Source organism: Streptomyces sp. NPDC057445 (genome assembly GCF_042802855.1).
Classification (GTDB): Bacteria; Actinomycetota; Actinomycetes; order Streptomycetales; family Streptomycetaceae; genus Streptomyces.
Genome location: NZ_JBHVDH010000018.1, coordinates 143,627 through 163,229 on the forward strand (window position 1 = coordinate 143,627; position 19,603 = coordinate 163,229).

Annotated in this window: 17 protein-coding genes and 2 pseudogenes; 7 read left to right on the forward strand and 12 right to left on the reverse strand. The window is 71.5% G+C overall.

Features of this window, described 5'->3' with window-relative positions; translation table 11 throughout:
- Window positions 1-72: 72 nt before the first annotated feature.
- On the forward strand, window positions 73-1,179 hold the full coding sequence (locus ACFU5O_RS28925; RefSeq protein ID WP_384244984.1) for a ferritin-like domain-containing protein: 1,107 nt from the start codon (window positions 73-75) through the stop codon (window positions 1,177-1,179).
- 151 nt (window positions 1,180-1,330) lie between these two features.
- On the opposite strand, the gene ACFU5O_RS28930 is transcribed toward ACFU5O_RS28925, so the two are convergent.
- The 5 genes from ACFU5O_RS28930 to ACFU5O_RS28950 all read right to left on the reverse strand — a co-directional run bounded on the left by ACFU5O_RS28930 (window position 1,331) and on the right by ACFU5O_RS28950 (window position 8,654).
- On the reverse strand, window positions 1,331-2,797 hold the full coding sequence (locus tag ACFU5O_RS28930) for a penicillin-binding transpeptidase domain-containing protein (protein ID WP_384244985.1): 1,467 nt from the start codon (window positions 2,795-2,797) through the stop codon (window positions 1,331-1,333).
- Complete coding sequence (locus ACFU5O_RS28935; RefSeq protein WP_384244986.1) at window positions 2,794-4,185, reverse strand: FtsW/RodA/SpoVE family cell cycle protein; 1,392 nt, start codon at window positions 4,183-4,185, stop codon at window positions 2,794-2,796. Before ACFU5O_RS28935 ends, ACFU5O_RS28930 begins: the two co-directional genes overlap by 4 nt.
- Before the next feature lie 25 nt (window positions 4,186-4,210).
- Window positions 4,211-5,572, reverse strand: coding sequence for an ATP-binding protein (locus ACFU5O_RS28940; RefSeq protein ID WP_384244987.1), 1,362 nt, complete (start codon window positions 5,570-5,572; stop codon window positions 4,211-4,213).
- The gene (locus ACFU5O_RS28945) at window positions 5,569-6,276 is read right to left on the reverse strand and encodes a hypothetical protein (protein WP_384244989.1); all 708 of its coding nucleotides are present in this window, start codon (window positions 6,274-6,276) and stop codon (window positions 5,569-5,571) included. Before ACFU5O_RS28945 ends, ACFU5O_RS28940 begins: the two co-directional genes overlap by 4 nt.
- Window positions 6,277-6,680: 404 nt before the next feature.
- Entirely contained in the window at window positions 6,681-8,654 is a 1,974-nt protein-coding gene (locus ACFU5O_RS28950) for a HEAT repeat domain-containing protein (RefSeq protein WP_384244991.1), read from the reverse strand.
- A gap of 190 nt (window positions 8,655-8,844) precedes the next feature.
- Between ACFU5O_RS28950 and ACFU5O_RS28955 the strand changes: the two genes are divergently transcribed.
- Complete coding sequence (locus ACFU5O_RS28955; protein ID WP_384244993.1) at window positions 8,845-9,651, forward strand: nuclease-related domain-containing protein; 807 nt, start codon at window positions 8,845-8,847, stop codon at window positions 9,649-9,651.
- A gap of 65 nt (window positions 9,652-9,716) precedes the next feature.
- Here ACFU5O_RS28955 and ACFU5O_RS28960 read toward each other — a convergent pair whose 3' ends face one another.
- The 3 genes from ACFU5O_RS28960 to ligD form a co-directional block, all read right to left on the reverse strand.
- Complete coding sequence (locus ACFU5O_RS28960; RefSeq protein WP_384244994.1) at window positions 9,717-10,154, reverse strand: nuclear transport factor 2 family protein; 438 nt, start codon at window positions 10,152-10,154, stop codon at window positions 9,717-9,719.
- Between the two features lie 61 nt (window positions 10,155-10,215).
- On the reverse strand, window positions 10,216-11,106 hold the full coding sequence (locus ACFU5O_RS28965; protein ID WP_384245013.1) for an ATP-dependent DNA ligase: 891 nt from the start codon (window positions 11,104-11,106) through the stop codon (window positions 10,216-10,218).
- A 32-nt stretch (window positions 11,107-11,138) separates the two neighbouring features.
- Window positions 11,139-12,023 (reverse strand): non-homologous end-joining DNA ligase, encoded by an 885-nt coding sequence (gene ligD / locus ACFU5O_RS28970; protein WP_384244995.1) that lies wholly within the window; start codon window positions 12,021-12,023, stop codon window positions 11,139-11,141.
- 50 nt (window positions 12,024-12,073) lie between these two features.
- Here ligD and ACFU5O_RS28975 point away from each other — a divergent pair, with 50 nt between their 5' ends.
- Window positions 12,074-13,180, forward strand: coding sequence for a Ku protein (locus ACFU5O_RS28975; protein WP_384244997.1), 1,107 nt, complete (start codon window positions 12,074-12,076; stop codon window positions 13,178-13,180).
- A 263-nt stretch (window positions 13,181-13,443) separates the two neighbouring features.
- On the opposite strand, the gene ACFU5O_RS28980 is transcribed toward ACFU5O_RS28975, so the two are convergent.
- The gene (locus ACFU5O_RS28980; RefSeq protein ID WP_384244998.1) at window positions 13,444-14,001 is read right to left on the reverse strand and encodes a TetR/AcrR family transcriptional regulator; all 558 of its coding nucleotides are present in this window, start codon (window positions 13,999-14,001) and stop codon (window positions 13,444-13,446) included.
- A gap of 57 nt (window positions 14,002-14,058) precedes the next feature.
- Here ACFU5O_RS28980 and ACFU5O_RS28985 point away from each other — a divergent pair, with 57 nt between their 5' ends.
- From ACFU5O_RS28985 to ACFU5O_RS28995, 3 genes are read left to right on the forward strand one after another with little or no spacing between them, the layout of a single operon-like run.
- Window positions 14,059-15,003, forward strand: coding sequence for a DUF2867 domain-containing protein (locus ACFU5O_RS28985; protein ID WP_384244999.1), 945 nt, complete (start codon window positions 14,059-14,061; stop codon window positions 15,001-15,003).
- Window positions 15,000-15,740: an amidohydrolase family protein gene (locus ACFU5O_RS28990; protein ID WP_384245000.1), complete on the forward strand. Its 741-nt coding sequence runs from the start codon at window positions 15,000-15,002 to the stop codon at window positions 15,738-15,740. Before ACFU5O_RS28985 ends, ACFU5O_RS28990 begins: the two co-directional genes overlap by 4 nt.
- 8 nt (window positions 15,741-15,748) lie before the next feature.
- Complete coding sequence (locus ACFU5O_RS28995) at window positions 15,749-16,537, forward strand: amidohydrolase family protein (protein ID WP_384245002.1); 789 nt, start codon at window positions 15,749-15,751, stop codon at window positions 16,535-16,537.
- Between the two features lie 98 nt (window positions 16,538-16,635).
- Here ACFU5O_RS28995 and ACFU5O_RS29000 read toward each other — a convergent pair whose 3' ends face one another.
- Window positions 16,636-17,466, reverse strand: coding sequence for a hypothetical protein (locus ACFU5O_RS29000; protein WP_384245003.1), 831 nt, complete (start codon window positions 17,464-17,466; stop codon window positions 16,636-16,638).
- Between the two features lie 483 nt (window positions 17,467-17,949).
- Here ACFU5O_RS29000 and ACFU5O_RS29005 point away from each other — a divergent pair.
- Window positions 17,950-18,189: pseudogene (locus tag ACFU5O_RS29005) on the forward strand (excinuclease ABC subunit UvrA); the annotation flags it as partial.
- 56 nt (window positions 18,190-18,245) lie between these two features.
- Here the strand turns inward: ACFU5O_RS29005 and sbnA are convergent.
- On the reverse strand, window positions 18,246-19,331 hold the full coding sequence (sbnA, locus tag ACFU5O_RS29010) for a 2,3-diaminopropionate biosynthesis protein SbnA (RefSeq protein WP_384245004.1): 1,086 nt from the start codon (window positions 19,329-19,331) through the stop codon (window positions 18,246-18,248).
- A gap of 95 nt (window positions 19,332-19,426) precedes the next feature.
- Window positions 19,427-19,603 (reverse strand): annotated as a pseudogene (locus ACFU5O_RS29015) (2,3-diaminopropionate biosynthesis protein SbnB); the annotation flags it as partial.

The following is a 19,603-nucleotide window of genomic DNA, read 5'->3' on the forward strand; positions in this document are numbered from 1 at the left end:
CAACGTGTGAACCTGCCGAAGGACGCCAGACGGACCGTCAGGGGCCCGTCCGTTGAGGCGAAGGAGCTGTTCGTGTCGACACGTGACTTCTACACCAAAACCCCCGACGACCTGATCTGGTCCGTTCCTGCCTCCGGCTCGGCGCGTTTCAGCTGGGAGTACGACGACGGCCGCGACCGCCTGCTCGCCCTGTACCAGAAGGGCAAGGACAAGCAGTGGGACGGCGCCAAGCGCATCGACTGGGACCTGGAAGTGGACCCGTACGACCCGCTGGGCACTCCCGACGAGGTCCTCAGTCTCTACGGCACCCGCCACTGGTCCAGGATGACCGAGAAGGACAAGGGAGAGCTGCGCCGGCACTACACCTCCTGGCAGTTCAGCCAGTTCCTGCACGGCGAGCAGGGCGCGATGGTGTGCGCGGCACGGATCGTCGAATCCGTGCCCGATCTCGACGCGAAGTTCTACTCCGCCACCCAGACCATGGACGAGGCCCGGCACGCCGAGATCTACGGGCGCTTCCTGCACGAGAAGATCGGGATGCTCTACCCGATCAACGACAACCTGCAGGGACTGCTCGGCGACACCCTGCGCGACTCCCGCTGGGACATGCCCTACCTCGGCATGCAGGTGCTCATCGAGGGCCTGGCGCTCGCCGCGTTCGGCATGATCCGCGACACGACGGACAAGCCGCTGCCCAAGCAGATCCTGGCGTACGTCATGCAGGACGAGGCCCGGCACGTCGCGTTCGGGCGGATGGCACTGCGCGACTACTACAAGCAGCTCACGGACGCGGAGCTGCGGGAGCGCGAGGAATTCGTCATCGAGGGCTGCTATCTGATGCGCGACCGCATCCGCGGGATCGAGGTGCTGGAGGACTTCGGCATCCCGCGGAAGGAGGCGGAGGAGTACACCGAGCAGTCCGAGTTCCTGCACCTGTTCAGGAAGCTCCTCTTCAGCCGGATCGTGCCCTGCGTCAAGGACATCGGCCTGTGGGGCGAACGGCTGCAGAGGGCGTACGTCGACATGGGCGTCTTCGAGCTGGGTGACTCCAATCTCGACCTGCTGATGACCCAGGACGAGCAACTGGCGGAGCAGCTCGACAGGGAGCGCTTCGCGGCAGAGGAGGCGGCCCGGGTCGCGGAGGTGGAGGGGGCGATCGCGGAGGGCGGGGCGCCCTGAGGCGGCGCGGGGGCGGTTGCCGGGCGTGCCCGGCGCGGGCTGCGCCATGGGGCGGCCCCGGGTGGGGCGGTCCAGGGCACGCCCCTGCGCGTCCCGCCTCGGGGCCGAATCGACGGCTGAGTGCCGAAGACCGGGTCCGCACCGCTCCGGCTCAGCGCTTCGTGCCCCGCAGAGCCGCCACCATCACCGCCCGCGCGATCGGCGCCGCGTCGCCGCCGCCGCTGATTTCGTTGCGGTTCGCCTCCGCGTCCTCGACGACCACCGCCACCGCCACCGACGGCCGGATCGCGTCCCGCTTCTGGGCCCAGGAGATGAACCAGGCGTACGGCATGGCGCTGTTGTCGACGCCGTGCTGTGCCGTGCCCGTCTTGCCGCCCACCCGCACTCCGCGGATCGCGGCGCGCCGGCCGCCTCCCTTCTCGACCGCCTCGATCATCATCCCCTGGAGCAGCTGCGCCGTGACCGGATTCATCGGCCGCCGGTAGCTGCGGGGGAGCGCCGCACGTACGGTGTCGCCGCCGCGGGTCGTCGCGCGGTCCACCAGATACGGGTACGCCAGTTCCCCGCCGTTGGCGACGGCCGCCGCGACCATCGCCATCTGCAGCGGAGTCGCCGCCGTGTCGAACTGGCCGATGGAGGACAGCGCGAGCTGGTCCGCGCTCATGTGCCGGTCGAAGGTGGAGGCGGCCACTCCGGCGGGAATCCTCAGCCCGGCGTCGTTGAAGCCGAACTCCTCCGCCGTCTCCAGCATCCTGCCCAGCCCCACCTTCACCCCGAGGCTCGCCATCACGGTGTTGCAGGAGAACCGGAGCGCGTACGACAGCGATGCCCGGTCACAGCCGGGCACCCGGTTCGGGAGCCGGGTGCGCGTGCCCGGAAGGACATAGGGGTCGCGGGCGTCCGTGGGGGCGTCCGGGTCGGTGACGACCCTCGCGTCCAGCGCCGCCGCGGCGGTCACGATCTTGAAGGCCGAGCCGGGCGGATAGGTCTGCCGGATGGCCCGGTTGAGCATCGGCCGGGTGGCCGTCGCGTTGAGCCGGGTCCAGGCGGCGACGACCTCCGCACTGTTCCCGGACAGCAGCCCCGGATCGTACGACGGGCTGCTGACCAGCGCCAGGATCCTGCCGGTCGACGGCTCCAGCGCGGCGACCGCGCCCCGCCGCCCGGCGAGTGCCTTGTACGCGGCCTCCTGCAGTGATGCCCTGATGGTCGTGACGACCCTGCCGCCGGGCTGCCGGGAGCGGGTGAGGTCGTTCCAGAGGGGGAGTGGGGCGAGCAGCTGATCCGTACCGGCCAGGATCCCGTCCTCGGTGTGCTCGAGCAGGGTGGTGCCGTACAGCTGCGAGGCATAGCCGGTGACGGGCGCATACAGTGGCCCGTTGCGGTAGGTGCGTTCGTAACGCAACTGCTGCCGGGTGTCCTTGCTGCCGGTCACTTGCCGGGAGCCGACGACGATGTCGCCGCGCGGGTCGGCGTAGCGGGCGATGAGGGGGCGGCGGTTGGCCGGGCTGTCGCGGAGCTCGCCGGCCTGGAGCACCTGGACCCGTACGGCATTGACCAGCAGCGCGGCCAGCAGGATCAGACACAGGATCGCGGCGCGCCGGATGTAGCGGGTCATCGTCCGTCCCCCGGGGCCATGGTCAGCGCGGGCGGTGCGACGAGGCCGGACTCCTCCGTGTCGGGCAGCGGGGCGCGGGCCGAGTCGCTGACGCGGATGAGCAGCGCCACGATGATCCAGTTGGTGACGACGGACGAACCGCCCTGCGCCAGGAACGGCATGGCCATGCCGGTGAGCGGGATCAGCCCCGTCACTCCGCCGGCGATGACGAAGACCTGGACGGCGATGATCGTGGCCAGGCCGACGGCGACGAGCCGGCCGAAGGGGTCGCGCAGATCGAGCCCCGCACGGTACCCGCGAGCCACGAGCAGTCCGTAGAGGAGGAAGATCGCCGTCAGCCCGGCGAGTCCCAGCTCCTCGCCCGCGGTCGCGAGGATGAAGTCGGACTTCGGGGCGAAGCCGATCAGGATCGAGTGCCCGGCGCCGAGTCCGGTCCCCTGGAACCCGCCGGCGGCGAACGAGAACAGCGACTGGGCGAGCTGGCCGGGTCCCTGACCGGCGTCGATGGAGGCGAAGGGGTTGAGCCAGTCCTCGACACGTCCGTGCACATGCGGTTCGAGGGTGCCGACGGCGAGGGCCCCGACGCCGGCGAGCAGCAGCCCCACGGCGATCCAGCCGGTCCGCCCCGTCGCCACGTACAGCATGATCACGAAGAGCCCGAAGAAGAGCAGCGAGGTGCCGAGGTCCCGTTCGAGCACCAGGACCACGACGCTGATCAGCCAGATCGTGACGACCGGGCCGAGCACCCGGCCGGTGGGGAACTGGAGTTTCCAGACCCGGCGGCCGGTGTAGGCGAGGGCGCTCTGGTTGGCGGCGAGATACGCGGCGAAGAAGACCGCGAGCAGGATCTTGGCGAACTCGCCGGGCTGGAAGGAGAATCCGCCGATCCGGATCCAGATGCGGGCCCCGTTCACCGCGGGGAAGAAGATCGGCACGATCATCAGGACGAGGGCGGCGGCGACGGAGAGGTACGCGTACCGCCGCAGCACCCGGTGGTCGCGGAGCAGGACGACGGCCGCGATGAAGAGGGCGACGCCGAGCGTGGACCAGACGAGCTGGGCGGGTGCGGCACGGTCGGGGGTTTCGAGGTCGAGCCGGTAGATCAGGACCAGGCCGAGTCCGTTGAGGAGGACCGCGATGGGCAGGAGCAGAGGATCCGCGTACGGGGCCCGCAGCCGCACGGCCAGATGGGCGAGCAGGGCGAGCAGGCCGAGGCCCGCGCCGTAGGCGACGGCATCCGGCGGGAGGGCGTCGCTTCGGGTGATTCCGACGGCGAGATAGCCGTAGACGGAGATGAGGACGGCGCAGACGAGGAGCGAGAGCTCGACCCCGCGCCGTTTCGGCACGCGAGGCGCGGGCGGGGGAGGGCCCGCCGTCGTTGCGGTCATGCGCGCAACGTAGCAAGCAGGGGTCTTATGTCCGCTTATCCAGGGACTCAGGCGTGCCGTCGACGGTCGCCGGAGGGCCGGCAGGGGAGTCGTCCAGGGGCACGTACTCGGGCAGTGTCAGACAGGCGATCGCGCCGCCGTCCGGGGCGTTGTGGAACTCCAGTTCCGCGCCGATCACCGCTGCCTGTCCCATGGCGATCGTGAGCCCGAGGCCGTGCCCCTTGCCGCCGGACTCCGTACGGAACCGCTGGGGGCCGTGGTCCAGCAGATACCTCGGATATCCGGCGCCGTGGTCCCGTACCGACACCACCGGACCCTCGACCGACACGACGACCGGCCGGGCCCCGTGCCTGTGGGCGTTGGTGATCAGATTGCCCAGGACCCGCTCCAGCCGCCGCTTGTCGGTCTCGACATGCGCCGACCGGCTGATCCGCAGCTCTGTGTCGGAGCCCGCGGTGCACATGCCCTGTACGACCCGCTCGGTGAGTGGCGCGAGTTGGTGGATGTCGAGGTCGACTCTCTCGCTGCCCGCGTCCAGGCGGGAGATCTCCAGCAGGTCCTCGGTCAGCGCGCGCATCGTCCTCACCCGGTCCTGTACGAGCTCGGAGGGGCGGCCGGGCGGCAGGAGTTCGGCGGCGGCGGACAGCCCGGTCAGCGGGGTGCGCAGCTCATGCGCCACGTCGGCGGTGAAGCGCTGCTCGCTCAGCAGCTTCTCCTGGAGGGTGGAGGCCATGGTGTCCAGGGCGCCGGAGACCGTTGCTACCTCGTCCTGGGGCCGTGAAGGGTCCTTGGTGCGCGGGTCGTTGACGCGTGCGTCCAGGTCGCCCGCGCCGATACGGCGGGCGACCTGCGCGGTCAGATGGAGCCGCTGGGTCACCCGGGTGACCGCGAAGGCTCCCACGAGCAGTGTCGCGCCGATGGCCAGGGCGGAGGAGCCGAGGATCGCACGGTCCAGATTTCCGATCGTGTCCGCGCTGAGGGTGTAGTCGACGCGGACGGCTATGGCCCGGCCGTCGGCGGGACCCGCGGCCCACATGGTGGGACTGCCGGCGAAGTCGGAGACGACCGTTCCGCGCTGCCCGCGGAGCGCGAGACGGCGCAGCTCGGGGGGCAGCCCCGGCGGGTCCACCTCGCCGTACCGGCCGAAGGGATCGCCCGCCTCGTACGCCTGCGTCGCGTCCTCGAGCCGGGAGAGGGCCTTCTCGCGGGCCTGGTCGACGGTCTGGCGGGTCACGGACACATGGACGAGCGCGCCGAGGAGCGCGGCGAGGGCGCAGCACATCACGGTGATGAAGAGCGCGGCCTTCCAGGTGAGTGTCGCGGTCCAGGCGGGAAGGCGGGGACGGCGCGCGCGAATGCGGCCGAGGCGGGTGGGGCGACGGCTCATCGGGCGGTCCCCGCCTGCGGGGTGGGCGCGGGGGGCCCGGTCGGCTTGACCCGGATGATCTCGTCCCGGGTGGGGAGCATCGCACGCTGCTGCTCGTCCCAGGACCAGGCGGTCCGGTACTCGTACCCGGGGATACCGGCCGACACGGCCCGGGTGATCAGGTCCTTGCCGGCCAGCTCCACCCGGACGATCGCGTCCGAATAGGTCATGATCCGCGTCAGCGCGCCCTTCTCTGGCATGTAGACGCGGATGGCGGTCTGCCGCTCGGGCATCGTGACGGCGACGATCAGCTCGTCCTTCCCGTCGCCTGTCAGATCGCGGTAGTACGGCCGGCGGACGGGGCACTCGTCGGGCTTCGACGTGCATGCCCGGATCTGCCGGGCGGTCTTCTCGTACAGGCCGTCGGCACCGGTGACCTGCCGGGGGTGCTCGGCCACGTCGGCCTGTACGACGGCGACCGGACTCACGGCACGGACATCGCCGTCGGGCACCTTGACCCCGGATATGTGCGCGGTGTCGCTCTCCCCGTAGTCGACCGGCGGCGCGGAGATGGGCGGCAGGTCGGGCCACAGCGGTACGGGCCCCACGGCCGTCGGCGTCGCCCCCGCGCTCTGCAGACTGCCCGCGGTGCCGCACCCGGTCAGCAGCAGGAGCCCGGCGGTCGCCGAGAGCGCTGCGCATATGACGGTGCGGAACGGATTCACGGGCCAGGCTCCCTGCTGATGCTGCGGCTACGCCGTCTTCCGCGTCAGAAGGGGCTCGGGCCGGTCGGTCTTTCTTTCCGACAACCTTAGGCGGAGTCGCGTACTTGCTGCGAAGATCGAGCGTATCTGTCCGCTATTGCAGTGATTCGTCGGTTGTGTAACGGCAACCCGTCGTCGCAGCTGCGACACTGCGCGGGCGCCGGCACGGTGCGGTGGGGAGCCCTGCGGGTGCCGCGGGGCATCGCCGTGCGGAAGCCCTCCGGGCCGCCGTACCGAAAGTCAGGTCCGTGGCGTGCGGTGCCGGGTCCGTTCGCTCCGACATGCCGAAGAACGCCGAGGGAGCGCGCGCAGGCCCTGCCTCGGGGGACGTCATGGACAGGCCAGGGCGTCGGGCCGGCGCTCGCTCAGCCCCTGCCCGCGAGAGCCCTCCTGCACAACGTCAGCAGCCGTTCGTCCTGTTCGATGTCATGGGTGCCGGAGCCGCCGTCGAGGACGTTGTGGCGGCGAGGGCGGGAGAGCTCGGCGCGGAGCAGAGGGGCGGCGGGGGACGCCGCCGGGCCCATCTCGGTGAGGCACTCGGCGATCTCGACGCGGCCGTAGCGGTTCTCCTCCCAGGCCGTGATCAGGACAGGAAGGGCGTCACGGGGATCCCCGGTGACGCGCCAGAGGGCTGTCGCCGCGTCCATGCGGAGCCAGCGTTCGCGGCAGGTGAGCAGCTCGCGCAGGGCGGGCGCCGCGACCGACGCCCGCGGGCCGAGGAAGCCGAGCGCGGCCGCGGCCGCGCGGCGCTCGTCGGGCCCGTCCGCCCCCAGGAGCTTCCGTAGCACCGGCAGTACGGTGCCTGCGTCCGCGTCGCCCGAGACCGCCCACAGCGCCCGGGCGGCGGCCGTCGCCACCGACGTGCACGGGCTGCCCAGCAGCTCGCGCAGCTCCCGCACGGCCGGCAGCGCCGCGGGCCCGAATGCCGTGAGCGCCCGCAGCGCCGACTCCGTCACCCAGTCGCCCGCCTGTTCCGGAGCGCCCCGCAGCACCCGCAGGACCTCCGGCAGCGCCTCGGCGGCACGCAGCTCACCCAGCGCGAGCAGCAGCGGGCCCGCCCGGTCGAAGAGCTGGTCGTCGAGCTCGGTCTCGGCGAGGCGGCGCCGCAGGACCGGCGCGAGCGGCGCGGCGGCGTCCCCCAGGTACGGCACCGCGAAAGCCACCTCACGCGGCAGCTCGGGCTCCTCCAGCGCCGACGCCAGCGCCGGGACCGCCCGCGGGTCACCGAGCCGGGCCAGCGCGATGAGGGCCCGGTCGTCCCGCGCGTCCGCGTATCCGCCCCCCGCGAGTCGCGCGGCGAGCGCGTCCGCCGCGGGCATCGCCAGTCCGAAGAGGCTCTCCAGCAGGCTCGCCGCGGCGGCCCGCAGCCGCGGCTCGGGATCGCCCAGCTGGGCCCCGATGCACCGCACCAGCTCGTCGTAGGGCCCCCGCCAGGTCCGGATCAGTCCGTGACACATCCACACGGCGTCCGTGCGCTGCGCCGGGTCGGGGCTGCCCAGCCGGCCCACCAGCAGCGCGATGCGCTCGTCGACCCGGTCGCCCAGCGCCGAATGCAGGGTGCGCAGCAGATCGTCCCCCACACCGCCGGCGCCGGCGCGTCCCGGATCGTCCGCCTCCCGCAGCAGAGCCGTCGCCGTCGACGCGACGTCCGGTGGCAGGCTCCCCGGAGCACACCGGGCGAGCTGGGCGAGCTGGGTCAGCGCCGCGAGCCGCAGCCCGGGTGTGTGGCCCGGCGCCAGTAACCCGGTCAGCCACTCGAGCGCTTCGGCCCTCAGCGCCGAGTGCCGCAGGGCGATCCGCCCCACCGCCTCCACGAGCGCGAGGCGCACCTCCGTGTCGGGCTCCGCCTCCAGCCGGCCCCGCAGCAGCTTCAGCACCCGCGCGGGGTCCCCGTGCAGCATCGCGAGCGCGCAGGGAACGGCGAGCCGCACCCCGGGGTCGTCGTCCGTGACCAGCTCGACGAACACATCCGCGCCCGCGGCGACCGCCGCCGCCGCCATCGCGTAGTTCGCCGCCTCCTCGAACTCCTCCTCGTCCGGGCCGGGTTCGTCGTCACCGTCCAGCTCGATTCCGCCGATGCTGGTCAGCAGCTCCACGATGGCGCCCCGGTCCTGCACACCGGGGCTGGCGACGAGCTCCAGCAGGAACGGGATGCAGGCAAGTGTCGAGTCGTACACGTCGCCCTGGTGGTGCACCGCGGAGTACATGCCGTCGAGCGCGCCCTCCCGTTCGACCGGATCGTGCGACGCGAGCCCGCGCAGCAGGCCCGGGACATCGTCCGCCGGACCGTACGCATGCTCCAGCGACGCCCAGTCGACCTCGTCGATCCCCGTGAACAACGCCGTTCCCTCCCGCGAGCCAGGTGCTTGGGGAGAGTGTGCACCAGGACGACGGCAACGCGGACTCCGAAAACCGGCACGCCGCAAAGCCGTCCGGGCGCGCGGCCCCGGTCCGCATTCCGTCCCCCGTCCGGCATATTGCCCCTCCGGCACGCCGCCTGCTCCCATGGACAGCGGGGGTGAGGGAGCGATGGTACCGACCGGACTGCGCGTCACACCGGTGTCCAGGTACGGTCGTTCACGGCTGTACGTCAGCCTTCCCGGCGGACGGAGCGCCGCCTGGTACGACCGTGACACCCGCCACGTCAGTCTCGTCCTCGCCGAACTCCGCGACGAGGTCCTCGCCGCTCTGGCGCCCTTTGTCACCGGTGACTTCACCATCGGTCCGCCGCCCGTGCCGACCGCGGGAGAACTCGCCCGCCTGTCCCTGCCTCCCGACGACGACCTGGCGCCCAACCGCCCCGGCGAGGCCCTGCACCTGGCACTGGACGTCGAGCCCGCCCGGCGGCACCTCCGGGCCGGTGCGCGCCATGCAGAACTCGCCGCCCAGCAGCGGCTCGGCGCGGAGCTCGACCGGCTGGAAGGCGCCGGTTGGCGGGTGCTCCACTCCGTGCCGCTGCCCGGCACCGATCTCATCGACCATCTGGCGATCGGCCCGGTGGGCGTGCTCGCGGTGCGTACGCTCGCGGGCCGTGGCCGCCGGGTCCGGGTGGCCGACCCTCTGGTCGCGACGGGCCGAGCCGAGCCCCGCCCAGAGCTCCGGCTGGTCCGCAGGGCGGCCCGGCGGGCCTCGCTCGCACTGGCGGCGACCGTCCGCCCGGTGCTTGCCGTGGTCGGTGCGGCGCGGCTCGACGTGTCGCGTGGGGCCGCGGATGTGAGGATCCTCGAGGACACGGCGGTGCCGGAGCTCGCCCGGCTCGGCGGTGTCCTGAAACCTGCGGACGTCGAGTCGCTGTACTGGCTCGCCCGCGACCGCAGGACCTGGTTGCGCGCGTGAAGCCGCCGGCGGCAGGTTGTTCCGTGTGCCTGCGGCCGGCGCGCCGCGGCTCCCTTGCCCTGACGTCAGCCCAGATTGTCCCCCCAGCCGCCCTGCAGCATCGTCTGGAAGGCCCACCTCCCGTCCCGCTTGATCAGGATGTCCGCGTATCGCAGCTGCTGATCGGTGTCGCCCATGGTCATGACCGAATCGGTGAAGACCACGGCCATCGCCGGGGAGAGGAAGACGGGCGTACGCGTCGACTCGAAACGGATGTCGTCGGAGCCGCCGCCCATCACATGGCTCATCGTGGCGACGAACTGTTCACGGTTCCACTGCGCGGAGGCGCCGTTGCCCGCGGAGTCGTCGCTCACCAGGTTGAGGGGGAAGACCGCCATGTCCGCCATCCGCTCGATGTCACGGCCGCCACTGGCCGCGTCGTACTCCGCGAACCATTCCTCGATGCTCGCGAGCTCCTCGGGGGTGGGGATGTAACCGGTGTCGGGCAGCTGGGGAACGGTCACGCTGTCTCCTCATCAAACTTGACTAGTGGCCTGCAGAGGGTAATGCCCACCTTTCGACTGGTCAAACTTGATTAATCAGATCGTCCCTGATCCGCAGGACGGTCACCACCGTGTGGCGGGTCGTTCCGCGCTCCACCTCCGCGGTGAGTCCGGGCGCCACCATGCGGTAGGGGACCTCGCCCACGCCGATCGCCGTCGCCGCGCCGTCGGGGGCGCCCGTCGCGCGGCCTGCGAGGGTGGTCGCCGCATGTGTCCGCAGCGCGGGCGGCAGCGGGCTGGAGACCACGGGGGTGTCGTCGTCCGGCAGTACGAGCACCAGCGCGCCGGGCCGGTCCGGCGGGCCCGTGAAGCCCACCACGGCCGCGTCCCGGACGTCCGTGTGCCGCAGCTTGCGCCAGTCGCGTGCGCCCGCACGGTACGGCCCGCCGAGCCGCTTGATCACGAGGCCTTCGATCCCGCTCGCGGGGAGGGTCTCGTACCAGGTGGCCGCGATCTCCGGGTCCGTCGTCATCGGTACCGGCTGGAGCGGCGGACCCAGCGGGCCGAGCAGCCCGACCAGCCGCTCCCGGCGGTGTTCGTACGGTGCGGCCCGCAGGTCCTCGCCGCCTTCCGCGAGCAGATCGAAGGCGGCGTACGAGGCGGGGAGGCGTCGTGCGAGGATCCCGGCCCGCCCGGCCGTCGCGGCGGCCCGCCGCTGCACCGCGGCGAAGTCGATCCGGCCGCCCGTCCAGACCACCACCTCGCCGTCGAGGACCGTGCCGTCAGGCAGTGCGAGCGCCGCCTCCGCCAGATCGGGGAAGGCCGCGGTGACGATCCGCCCCGAACGGGCCTGCAGCGCCGCGGCGCCGTCCAGCTTGAAGATCAGGATGCGATGGCCGTCGAACTTGGGCTCGTACGCCAGTCCTCGCCCGCGCGGCAGTGTGCCCACGGACTCGGCGAGGGCCACCTTCAGCGGAGGCCGCAGCTGACGTGTCACCCGGGGGCTCACGGCACTCTGCCGGCGTGTTCGGGGTCCAGGAGCGGCCCGAGGAGGTCCCCGTACCGCTCGAGCCGTCCCTCGATGTCGCCGAGCCGGAAGACCAGCTCCTCCGGGGAGTCGCACTCCTCGATCTCCTCCCAGGTCACGGGTGCGGAGACGGTGGGCTCGGGCCTGGCGCGCAGGGTGTAAGGGGTTGCGGTGGTCTTGGCCGCGGCGTTCTGGCTGTGATCGACGAAGACCTTCCCGGGTCGCAGCGCACGGGCCATCCGGTGCACCACCATGTCCGGGAGCTCGGCCTCGGCCTCGACGGCCAGGGACTTCGCGTACGCCGACACCCGCGACGACGGTGTCGGCTCCAGCGGTACCAGCAGGTGCAGCCCCTTGGCGCCGGACGTCTTGGCATATGCCTCGAGACCGTCGGCGGCGAGCCGCTCCCGCAGCCACCGGGCCACCGTGCAGCACTCCACGACGGTGGCCGGGGGGCCGGGGTCGAGGTCGAGGACCATGCGGTCGGCCATGGCCGGTTCATCCGCTCGCCACTGCGGGGTGTGGAATTCCACCACCAGGTTCGCCGCCCACATGAGCGACGGCAGATCCTCCACGACGACCTGTTCGCCCGTCTCGCGGGAGGAGCGCGGAACCTCCGTGACGCGCACCCACGACGGGGTGCCGGGGGGCGGGTTCTTGGTGAAGAACTGCTGGCCGTCGGGGCCGTCCGGGTATCGGAGGAAGGACAGCGGGCGCCCGCGGAGGTGGTCGAGGAGCGGGGCCGCGGTGAGGGCGTAGTAGTGCAGCACCTCGCCCTTGGTGGTCCCGGTCGCCGGATAGAGGACCTTCTCCAGATTGCTCAGGGCCAGGCGCCGCCCCTCCACCTCTGTGATGGGCGTCATACGATGAGAATCCCATGATTCCTCTCAATGTCGGATGAAAGGGATGGAACGTGCGATCCATTTGGAACGGCGCGGTCTCCTTCGGGCTGGTCAGCATCCCGATCAAGGTGGTCAACGCCACCGAGAGCCGGTCGATGTCCTTCCGGCAGATCCACACGGCGGACGGCGGACGGATCCGCTACCGCAAGGTCTGCGAGCTGGACGACGAGGAGGTTCCGGCGTCGGAGATCGGCAAGGCGTACGAGGACGCGGACGGGACGCTCATCCCGATCACGGACGAGGACCTCGCCGCCCTGCCGCTGCCGACCGCGAAGACGATCCAGATCGTCGCCTTCGTGGCGGGTTCGGAGATCGATCCGCTCCAGATGGACACGCCGTACTACCTCGCCGCTAACGGCGCGCCGGCCGTCAAGCCGTACACGCTCCTGCGCGAGGCGCTCAAGCGGAGCAAGAAGGTGGCGATCGCGAAATTCGCGCTGCGAGGGCGGGAGCGGCTGGGAATGCTGCGCGTCGTCGACGACGTGATCGCCATGCACGGGCTGCTCTGGCCGGACGAGATCCGACCGCCCGAGGAGGTCGCCCCTGAGACCGACGTCAGGATCCGCGAGGCCGAACTCGACCTGGCCGATGCCCTGATGAACACCCTCGGCGAGGTCGACCTCGACTCGCTGCACGACCACTACCGCGAGGCCCTCGAGGAACTGATCGCCGCCAGGGCGGCGGGGGTCGAGCTGCGACCGGAGCGGGAACCCGCCGAAAGCGGAGGCAAGGTCATCGACCTCATGGCGGCGCTGGAGAGCAGCGTGAAGGCGGCGAAGCAGGCTCGCGGAGGCGACGGGGAGCAGGTCGCGGAGGCCGCGCGGGCCGCGGAAGTCACGGAGCTCAAGCCCCGCAAGCGGGCGACGAAGGCGGCTGCGAAGACCGCGGCCAGGACCGCACCCAAGGAGACGGGTGCGAAGAAGTCCACGTCGACGGCGAAGGGGACGGCGGCCTCGAAGTCCACGAAGTCGGCAGCGCCGAAGTCGACGGCTTCGAAATCGGCGTCGGCGAAGTCCACGGCCTCGAAGTCCACGGCCTCGAAGTCGGCTTCGGCGAAGTCCACGACCAAGAAGACCGCAGCCAAGAAGACGACGCCCCGCAAACGGGCCTCGGCCTGAGGCGAACACGGTCCCGGTGCTCTGCCGGGGCCGCCCGGACATCGCGGGCCGGCGGTGCGTCGTCTGCCGGCTGACCTGATCGGGCGGGTCAGGGCCGCCTGGACGACTCGCGCTTCCTGCCGCCGTACCGCTCGGCGCGCGCCGTCAGGTGCGATCTGCCGTGTTCGCGCCCGCCCGGCCCGGCCGACGTGCTCCCCGACCTCCGCCGGGTCGCGCATCGCACCCGCACCGCATCCCCGACGGGGCGCCGCCGTCAGGCCCCGTCAGTCCCGTCGGAGCAGCGCGTCCAGTACCGAGGCCAGGTAGTCCGAACGCTCCTTGCCCGCGGGCAGGGTTTCGGGGACCGCGTGGGCGAGCTGGGTGTGGCCCAGGTAGCTGGTGTAGGCGAGCAGGCCGCGGCGGCGGGCTTCCTCCGGCGGGAATCCGAGGTCCTCGAAGAGCGTGGCCACGTAGGACACCCGTCGCTCGGTGACCCGGCGCAGGACCGCGGCGACGTGGGGGTGGTCCGCGGTGGCCAGCAGGGACACCTCCAAGGGGTCCTCCGCCGCCGCGGCCGTCGCCTCCGTGAAGAGCAGCCGGAGCCGCTTCTCGGGGTCCGGCTCCCGCTCGACCAGCGTGATGATCTCGTCCGTGCAGAGCACTTCCCAGCGCGCGAGCGCCGCCTCGATCAGTGCCTCGCGGTTGGGGAAGTGCCAGTAGAAGCTGCCTTTGGTGGTCCCGAGCCGCGCCGCCAGCGGCTCCACCGCGACTGCGGCGAGGCCGCGCTCACCGATCGCCGTGAGTGCCGCTTCGGCCCAGTCCTGAGCGGTGAGTCGAGGCATATCCCCAACCATACGGTATCGTATGGAGAAACATGCGCTGCCGTATGGAGGTGCGTGATGCGCACGGTACGGAACGTCCATGAGCGAGTCGTCGAAGCCTCCGCCGACACCGTCGGCGCCCTGATGGACCGGCTGTCGGCCGACGACGATCCGCTCTTCCCCACCCCCGCCTGGCCCCCGATGCGCTTCGACCGCCCCCTTGGTGTCGGCGCCGACGGCGGCCACGGCTTCGTCCGGTACAAGGTCGGGGCCTACCGGCCCGGTCGCAGCGTCCGCTTCGACTTCGCGCCGCCCGGCAACGGCTTTCACGGCATGCACATCGAGCCGCTCGGCCCCGCCCGCTGCCGTGTCGTCCATGTCCTGGAGCAGCGGCAGAGTCTCAAGGAGGCGCTCCGCTGGTCGCTCGTGGTCCGGCCGGTGCACGACGTGGTCGTCGAGGAGCTCCTCGACAACATCGAGCGCGCCGCCACGGGTTCCCTCGACGCGCCCGTGCGCTGGTCCCCCCGGGTCCGCCTGACGCACCGGCTCGTCCGGTACCGTCCGCGGGCGGTCGCCGTTCCCGAAGCGGCCCGCCTCGCCCGTGGCGCCTTCGACCGCGTCGACTTCTGCGACGCGTGGCAGCTGCCGCTGGAGCCCGGCATGGACCGTGACCCGCGCGCCTGGCGTGGCGTGCTGCCCTTCGCCGTGCAGGCGGCCGACGGTGATGAGCTGCTGCTCGGTGAGGACGCGTCCCATCTCGACTTCCGCGCCTCACTGCTCGTGGGTGAGCGGGATGTGACCCTCACGACCGTCGTGCGGACCCACAACCGCCTGGGGAGGCTCTACTTCGCGCCGGTCCGGTACATACATCCGTTCATGGTCCGGTGGATGCTGCGCCGCACGTACCGCGCGCTCGCTCTCGCCGCACCGTCGGCCGCCGAACGCAGCGGCGGGGGCGGGTCCGCCGCGCCGGAAGCGAGCCGTACCGCGGGTCCGCCCCCCGATGAGGTGGCTAGTATGTGACGTCCCATCAGATCTTGGGAGCCGCCATCACCGTCGTCGACATCAACCGCGTCCTCGGCCCGCTGCCCAACGACGCCGTTCCCAGCCGGGACGAGACCGGCCTGGTCAGGGAGCTGGACCGGATGCGGATCGACACGGCCTGTGTCGTCCACTCCCATGCGCTCCACGGCGACCCGCGTGACGGCAACGGCCGGTTGAGCGATATCGGCGACCGGCGGCTGCATCCCGTGCCCGTACTCGTCCCGGGGCCCCTCGGCACGGGCGGGTGGGACGGCGAAGGTACGGCCCCGCTCGTGCGGCTCTGTCCCGACCGGCACGGCTGGAACACCACCGGCCCGCACGCCCTCGGCCTGCTCGCCGAAGTCTCCCGCGCGAACACCACGGTGCTGCTCGCCTGGGAAGCCGTCACCGCCGCCGAGGTGCATCTGCTCGCCGGCGCCGTCCCTGGGCTGCGGATCGTCCTCACCGGCACCGGTTACCGCAGCCTTCGCGACCTCGGCGAACTGCTCGACACCCATCCACTGCTGCATGTCGACACATCGACGCTCGCGGGCCACCGTCAGGTGGAGTGGTTCGCGCAGCGGTACGGAGCCCACCGCGTCCTCTTCGGCACCGGAGCCCCCGTCACCGACGACGCGGGCCCGCGCCACCAACTGGACACCCTCGACCTGCCGGACGGCGACGCGGCGCTCGTCGCGGGCGGCAACGCGCTGCGACTGCTGGGCGGTGCGGTATGACCGGGCCGGTGGTTCGGGCGGGCCCGCCCGACCCGGCACATTCCGAGGGCGCGATCGACGCCCACGGGCACCTCGGCCTCTGGCACGCCTTCGCCATCCCCGACGGCTCCGCCAGGAGTCTCGTCGCCATGATGGACCTCTGTGGGGTGGCCGCGTCCTGCGTCTCGCATCTGCTGGCCGTGGGCCCCGACGCCCGCGCGGGCAACGCCCTCCTCCTGGAGGAACTCGCCGCCCACCCCGGACGGCTCCTCGGATACGCCGTGTTCAACCCGCACGATCCCGAGGCGGCCCCCCGTCTGCGTGACCTCCTCGACGCCCCCGGCGTCATCGGCGTCAAGCTCCACCCCGACGTCCACGAAGTGGGCCTCGATCACCCCGCCTACACCCCGGCCTTCGACCTGGCCGCCGAGCGGGGCCGGATCGTCCTCGCCCACAGCCAGCACCGCAGCGCCTTCAACGACGCCCGCCACTTCATGGCCGTCGCCCCGCGTCACCCCACGGTCCCCCTGCTCATGGGCCACTCGGGGCTGGCCCCGCACGGCTACGGCCCCGCGATCGAGGCAGCCCTCCGCTGTCCGAACCTCGTCCTGGAGACCTGCAGCTCCCGGATGACGGCCCGCCATCTCGTCCGGTTCGTCTCCGAGGTCGGTGCCGACCGGATCGTCTTCGGCTCCGACGCCGTCTTCCTCGATCTGCGGATCGGCCTCGGCAGGGTCCTACTCGCCGATCTCGCCGAAGGGGACCGGCAGCTGATCCTGCACGGCACGATGGACCGCCTGCTGAAGGGCTCCGGCTGAGACGTCCCGGCCAAGACGTCCCGGCGGGGACGCGGTGAGACGCGGCGAGGCGCGAACGCCCGTGCCGGTGCCGGCCTGTTCCCCGCCGCTCTCGGGCCTCAGCCCATCGCCCGGCGCACCGACTCCACGAATGCCCGCTCGAACGCCCCGCGGGTCTCCGCGTCGACCAGATCGAGCGAGAGATACGGATTGAGATCCTCCAGCTCGACCAGCAGCAGCCGTCCGTCCTCGTCCCGGCAGGCGTCCACCCGCTGGATGCCGTACTCGAGCCCGTTCCAGTCCACGAACGCCCGGGCGAACTCCAGGTCCGCAGCGCTCGCCTCGTACCTCTCCAGCTCCCAGCGCCGTTCCGGGCGCGGGGCGTAGAGGGCGTACTGGAAGGCGCGGTCGACGAAGTAGAAGGACACCTCGTACCGGAAGCGCACCCGCGGCTGGACGAGCACCGAGCCGAACTCCACCCCGTCCAGCCGCTCCCGCGGTACGAACTCCAGGCCCACGGAGTCCGCGCCCAGCAGGGGTTTCACGACGTACTCGCCCGTCTCCGGCAGCCGCCCGAGATCCGCGGCGCGGTCGACGGTCGGTATGACCGGGTATCCGGCGGAAGACAGCTCGGACAAATAGCCTTTACCGGCCATGTCGCCCTTCCCGGTCAGCGGGTTGTAGACCCGCGTCCCCTCGCCGTGCGCCCGCGCCCGGAACGAGTCGTAGGCCTCCTGGTAGTGCATGACAGGACCGCTGTTGCGCACCACGACCAGATCGAAGGCGTCCATGAGCGACTCGGCGTCCCGCGGATGGCACTGCGCGAGCGGAAGCGCCTCGCGCAGCCGTGACGTCAGACGGATGTCCTCGTCGCAGTACCGGCGACCGCGCGCCTGATACGCCGGATCCGTCACATAGAGCACCCGTCGCCGGGCGTCCGCCGTGCCCATATCTCTTCCTTCCGGTCTTCCCGCCCGAGATGTCGGACACGAGCGATAGAACTCTAGACCGAGAGCCCAGGAAGTCCGGAAGCCGTACAGCCGTACCCGAGCAGAGCCCGAATGCCTGCCGCCCCCGCACACAGCCACCGGCCGGAGCGGATGGGGGCCGACTCCCGCTCCACGGTCGGCACCGCCACCGACGCGTTCACCATGCTCCGGATCATCTTCAGCCGCCTCGGAAATCCAGCGCAGCTGGCTCGCCAAGGACCGGGAGGGCCTGCAGCCCCACATCCGGGCCTTCGTGGACCGGGCCGCCGTCTTCGCCGACCGTCCCGTCTGCGGGGGTACGCGGCTGAGCGCCGCCGCTCTCTCCTCCCAGGTCAGCGGTCTGAACATCGCCCGGTGCTCGGCCATGCTGATCAGTGATCTCGCCGACTTCGTCCGGCAGTTGGACGATCCCTCCGTCGCCCCGCTCCTCGTCGGCCTGCTCCACACATGGCGGACGTGGACAAGCTCCTCGCCCTCCTCGACCGCCTCGTCGACGACGGCAACACCGTCATCGTCATCGAACACCACCAGGCCGTCATGGCCCACGCCGACTGGATCGTCGACCTGGGCCCCGGCGGCGGCCACGACGGTGGTCGCGTGGTCTTCACGGGGACGCCCGCCGATCTGGTGTCGGAGGGGGACACGCTCACGGCCCGTCATCTGCGCGCGTACGTCGCGTCCTGACGGCCGGCCTCCCGGAGGCCGGCCGTCACTCTCCTGCCTGATCCGAACGAAAGACGCTAGGCCTTGCGGTTCTGGTGCTGAGGGCGCTGGCCTCCACCGGCGCGGTCGCCGTTGCCCAGCTGCAGCCCCCGGCCCGGCGACCGGGCTGGTGGTGTGGGACAGGCTGCCAGCGAACCGGTGGCGGGTTCGTCGGCGAGCACGTCCTCGCCGTAAAGACCCTGCAGCCAGTTGGTCTGGTAGATGGTGTCGAGGTAGCGCTCGCCGAGGTCCGGGGCGATGGCCACCGAGGTGAGGCCACGCGTGTCGTGCTTCGCCAGCCAGCCCATCGCGCCGCTGACGACCGTGCCGGTGGAGCCGCCGAACAGGAACCCACGTCTGGCCAGACGATGGCAGGCACGGATGGTGTCGGCCTCCTCGACGAGGATCACCTCGTCCACATAGGCGTCGTCGAGCAGCGGCGGACGCATGCTCATGCCGAGGCCCGGAATCATCCGGCGGCCCGGGGCGCCCCCGAAGATCACCGAGCCGACGCTGTCCAGTGCGATGATCCGCACCGGCCGGTGCCATTCGCGGAAGTAGCGCGCGCAGCCCATCAGGGTCCCGGTGGTGCCCGCTCCGACGAACAGCACGTCGAGCTGCGGGAACTGGCGGGCGATCTCCTGAGCCGTCCTGCGGTAGTGCGCCTTCCAGTTGTTCGGATTGGTGTACTGGCTGAGCCACACGTACCGGCGGTCGGAGGCACACAGCGCACGGACGTAGTCGATCCGCGCGCCGAGGAAGCCGCCGTTCGCCTCCTGCCCGGCGATGATGTGCACCTGGCTGCCCAACGCCTCCATCAGCAACCTGGTCGACAGGTTGCAGCGCGAGTCCGTCACGCAGAGAAACCGGTAGCCCTTGCTCGCCGCGATCATGCTCAGCGCCACGCCGAGGTTCCCGGACGAGGACTCGACCAGAATCGAGTCGGGTCTGAGAACACCGTCCCGCTCGGCGGCCTCCACCATCTCGACCGCGGCCTTCAGCTTGATCGAGCCGGCGAAGTTGAAACCCTCACACTTCAGGAAGAGCGAGTGCCCGAAGATCGACCGGAGGTCGACATAGAGCTCGTCCTCGTTGAAGGCGTAAGGATTGGATATGACTGGCACAATGCCCTCCAACCTGCGGCGCCGGCCTGCGGCGACGTGACCGGTGAAGTCTCTCGGGGGTCAGTCCTTGTCGGGCCTCCTGGCTGGTCGGCCGTTCATCCGTAGCGGCTCATGTCGTGGAAGAAGTTGTCGACGACGTGCAGGTCGCCGGTGCGGTTCGTCTCGTCGTAGACGTACTTGCCGACGGCGAGGTCGAGGACGCCGAGGCCGAAGGGTGAGAAGACCACCGGGCGGTCGGTGGGCAGGGTCACCTGTGCGGACATGACGTCGGT

Excerpts from the sequence above, each read along its gene's own strand:
- ACFU5O_RS28940 (WP_384244987.1), bottom strand. The coding sequence starts at position 5,572 with ATGAGCCGTCGCCCCACCCGCCTCGGCCGCATTCGCGCGCGCCGTCCC.
- ACFU5O_RS28980 (WP_384244998.1), bottom strand. The coding sequence starts at position 14,001 with ATGCCTCGACTCACCGCTCAGGACTGGGCCGAAGCGGCACTCACGGCG.
- ACFU5O_RS28985 (WP_384244999.1), top strand. The coding sequence starts at position 14,059 with ATGCGCACGGTACGGAACGTCCATGAGCGAGTCGTCGAAGCCTCCGCC.
- ACFU5O_RS28935 (WP_384244986.1), bottom strand. The coding sequence starts at position 4,185 with ATGACCGCAACGACGGCGGGCCCTCCCCCGCCCGCGCCTCGCGTGCCG.
- ligD (WP_384244995.1), bottom strand. The coding sequence starts at position 12,023 with ATGACGCCCATCACAGAGGTGGAGGGGCGGCGCCTGGCCCTGAGCAAT.
- ACFU5O_RS29000 (WP_384245003.1), bottom strand. The coding sequence starts at position 17,466 with ATGGGCACGGCGGACGCCCGGCGACGGGTGCTCTATGTGACGGATCCG.
- ACFU5O_RS28930 (WP_384244985.1), bottom strand. The coding sequence starts at position 2,797 with ATGACCCGCTACATCCGGCGCGCCGCGATCCTGTGTCTGATCCTGCTG.
- ACFU5O_RS28955 (WP_384244993.1), top strand. The coding sequence starts at position 8,845 with ATGGTACCGACCGGACTGCGCGTCACACCGGTGTCCAGGTACGGTCGT.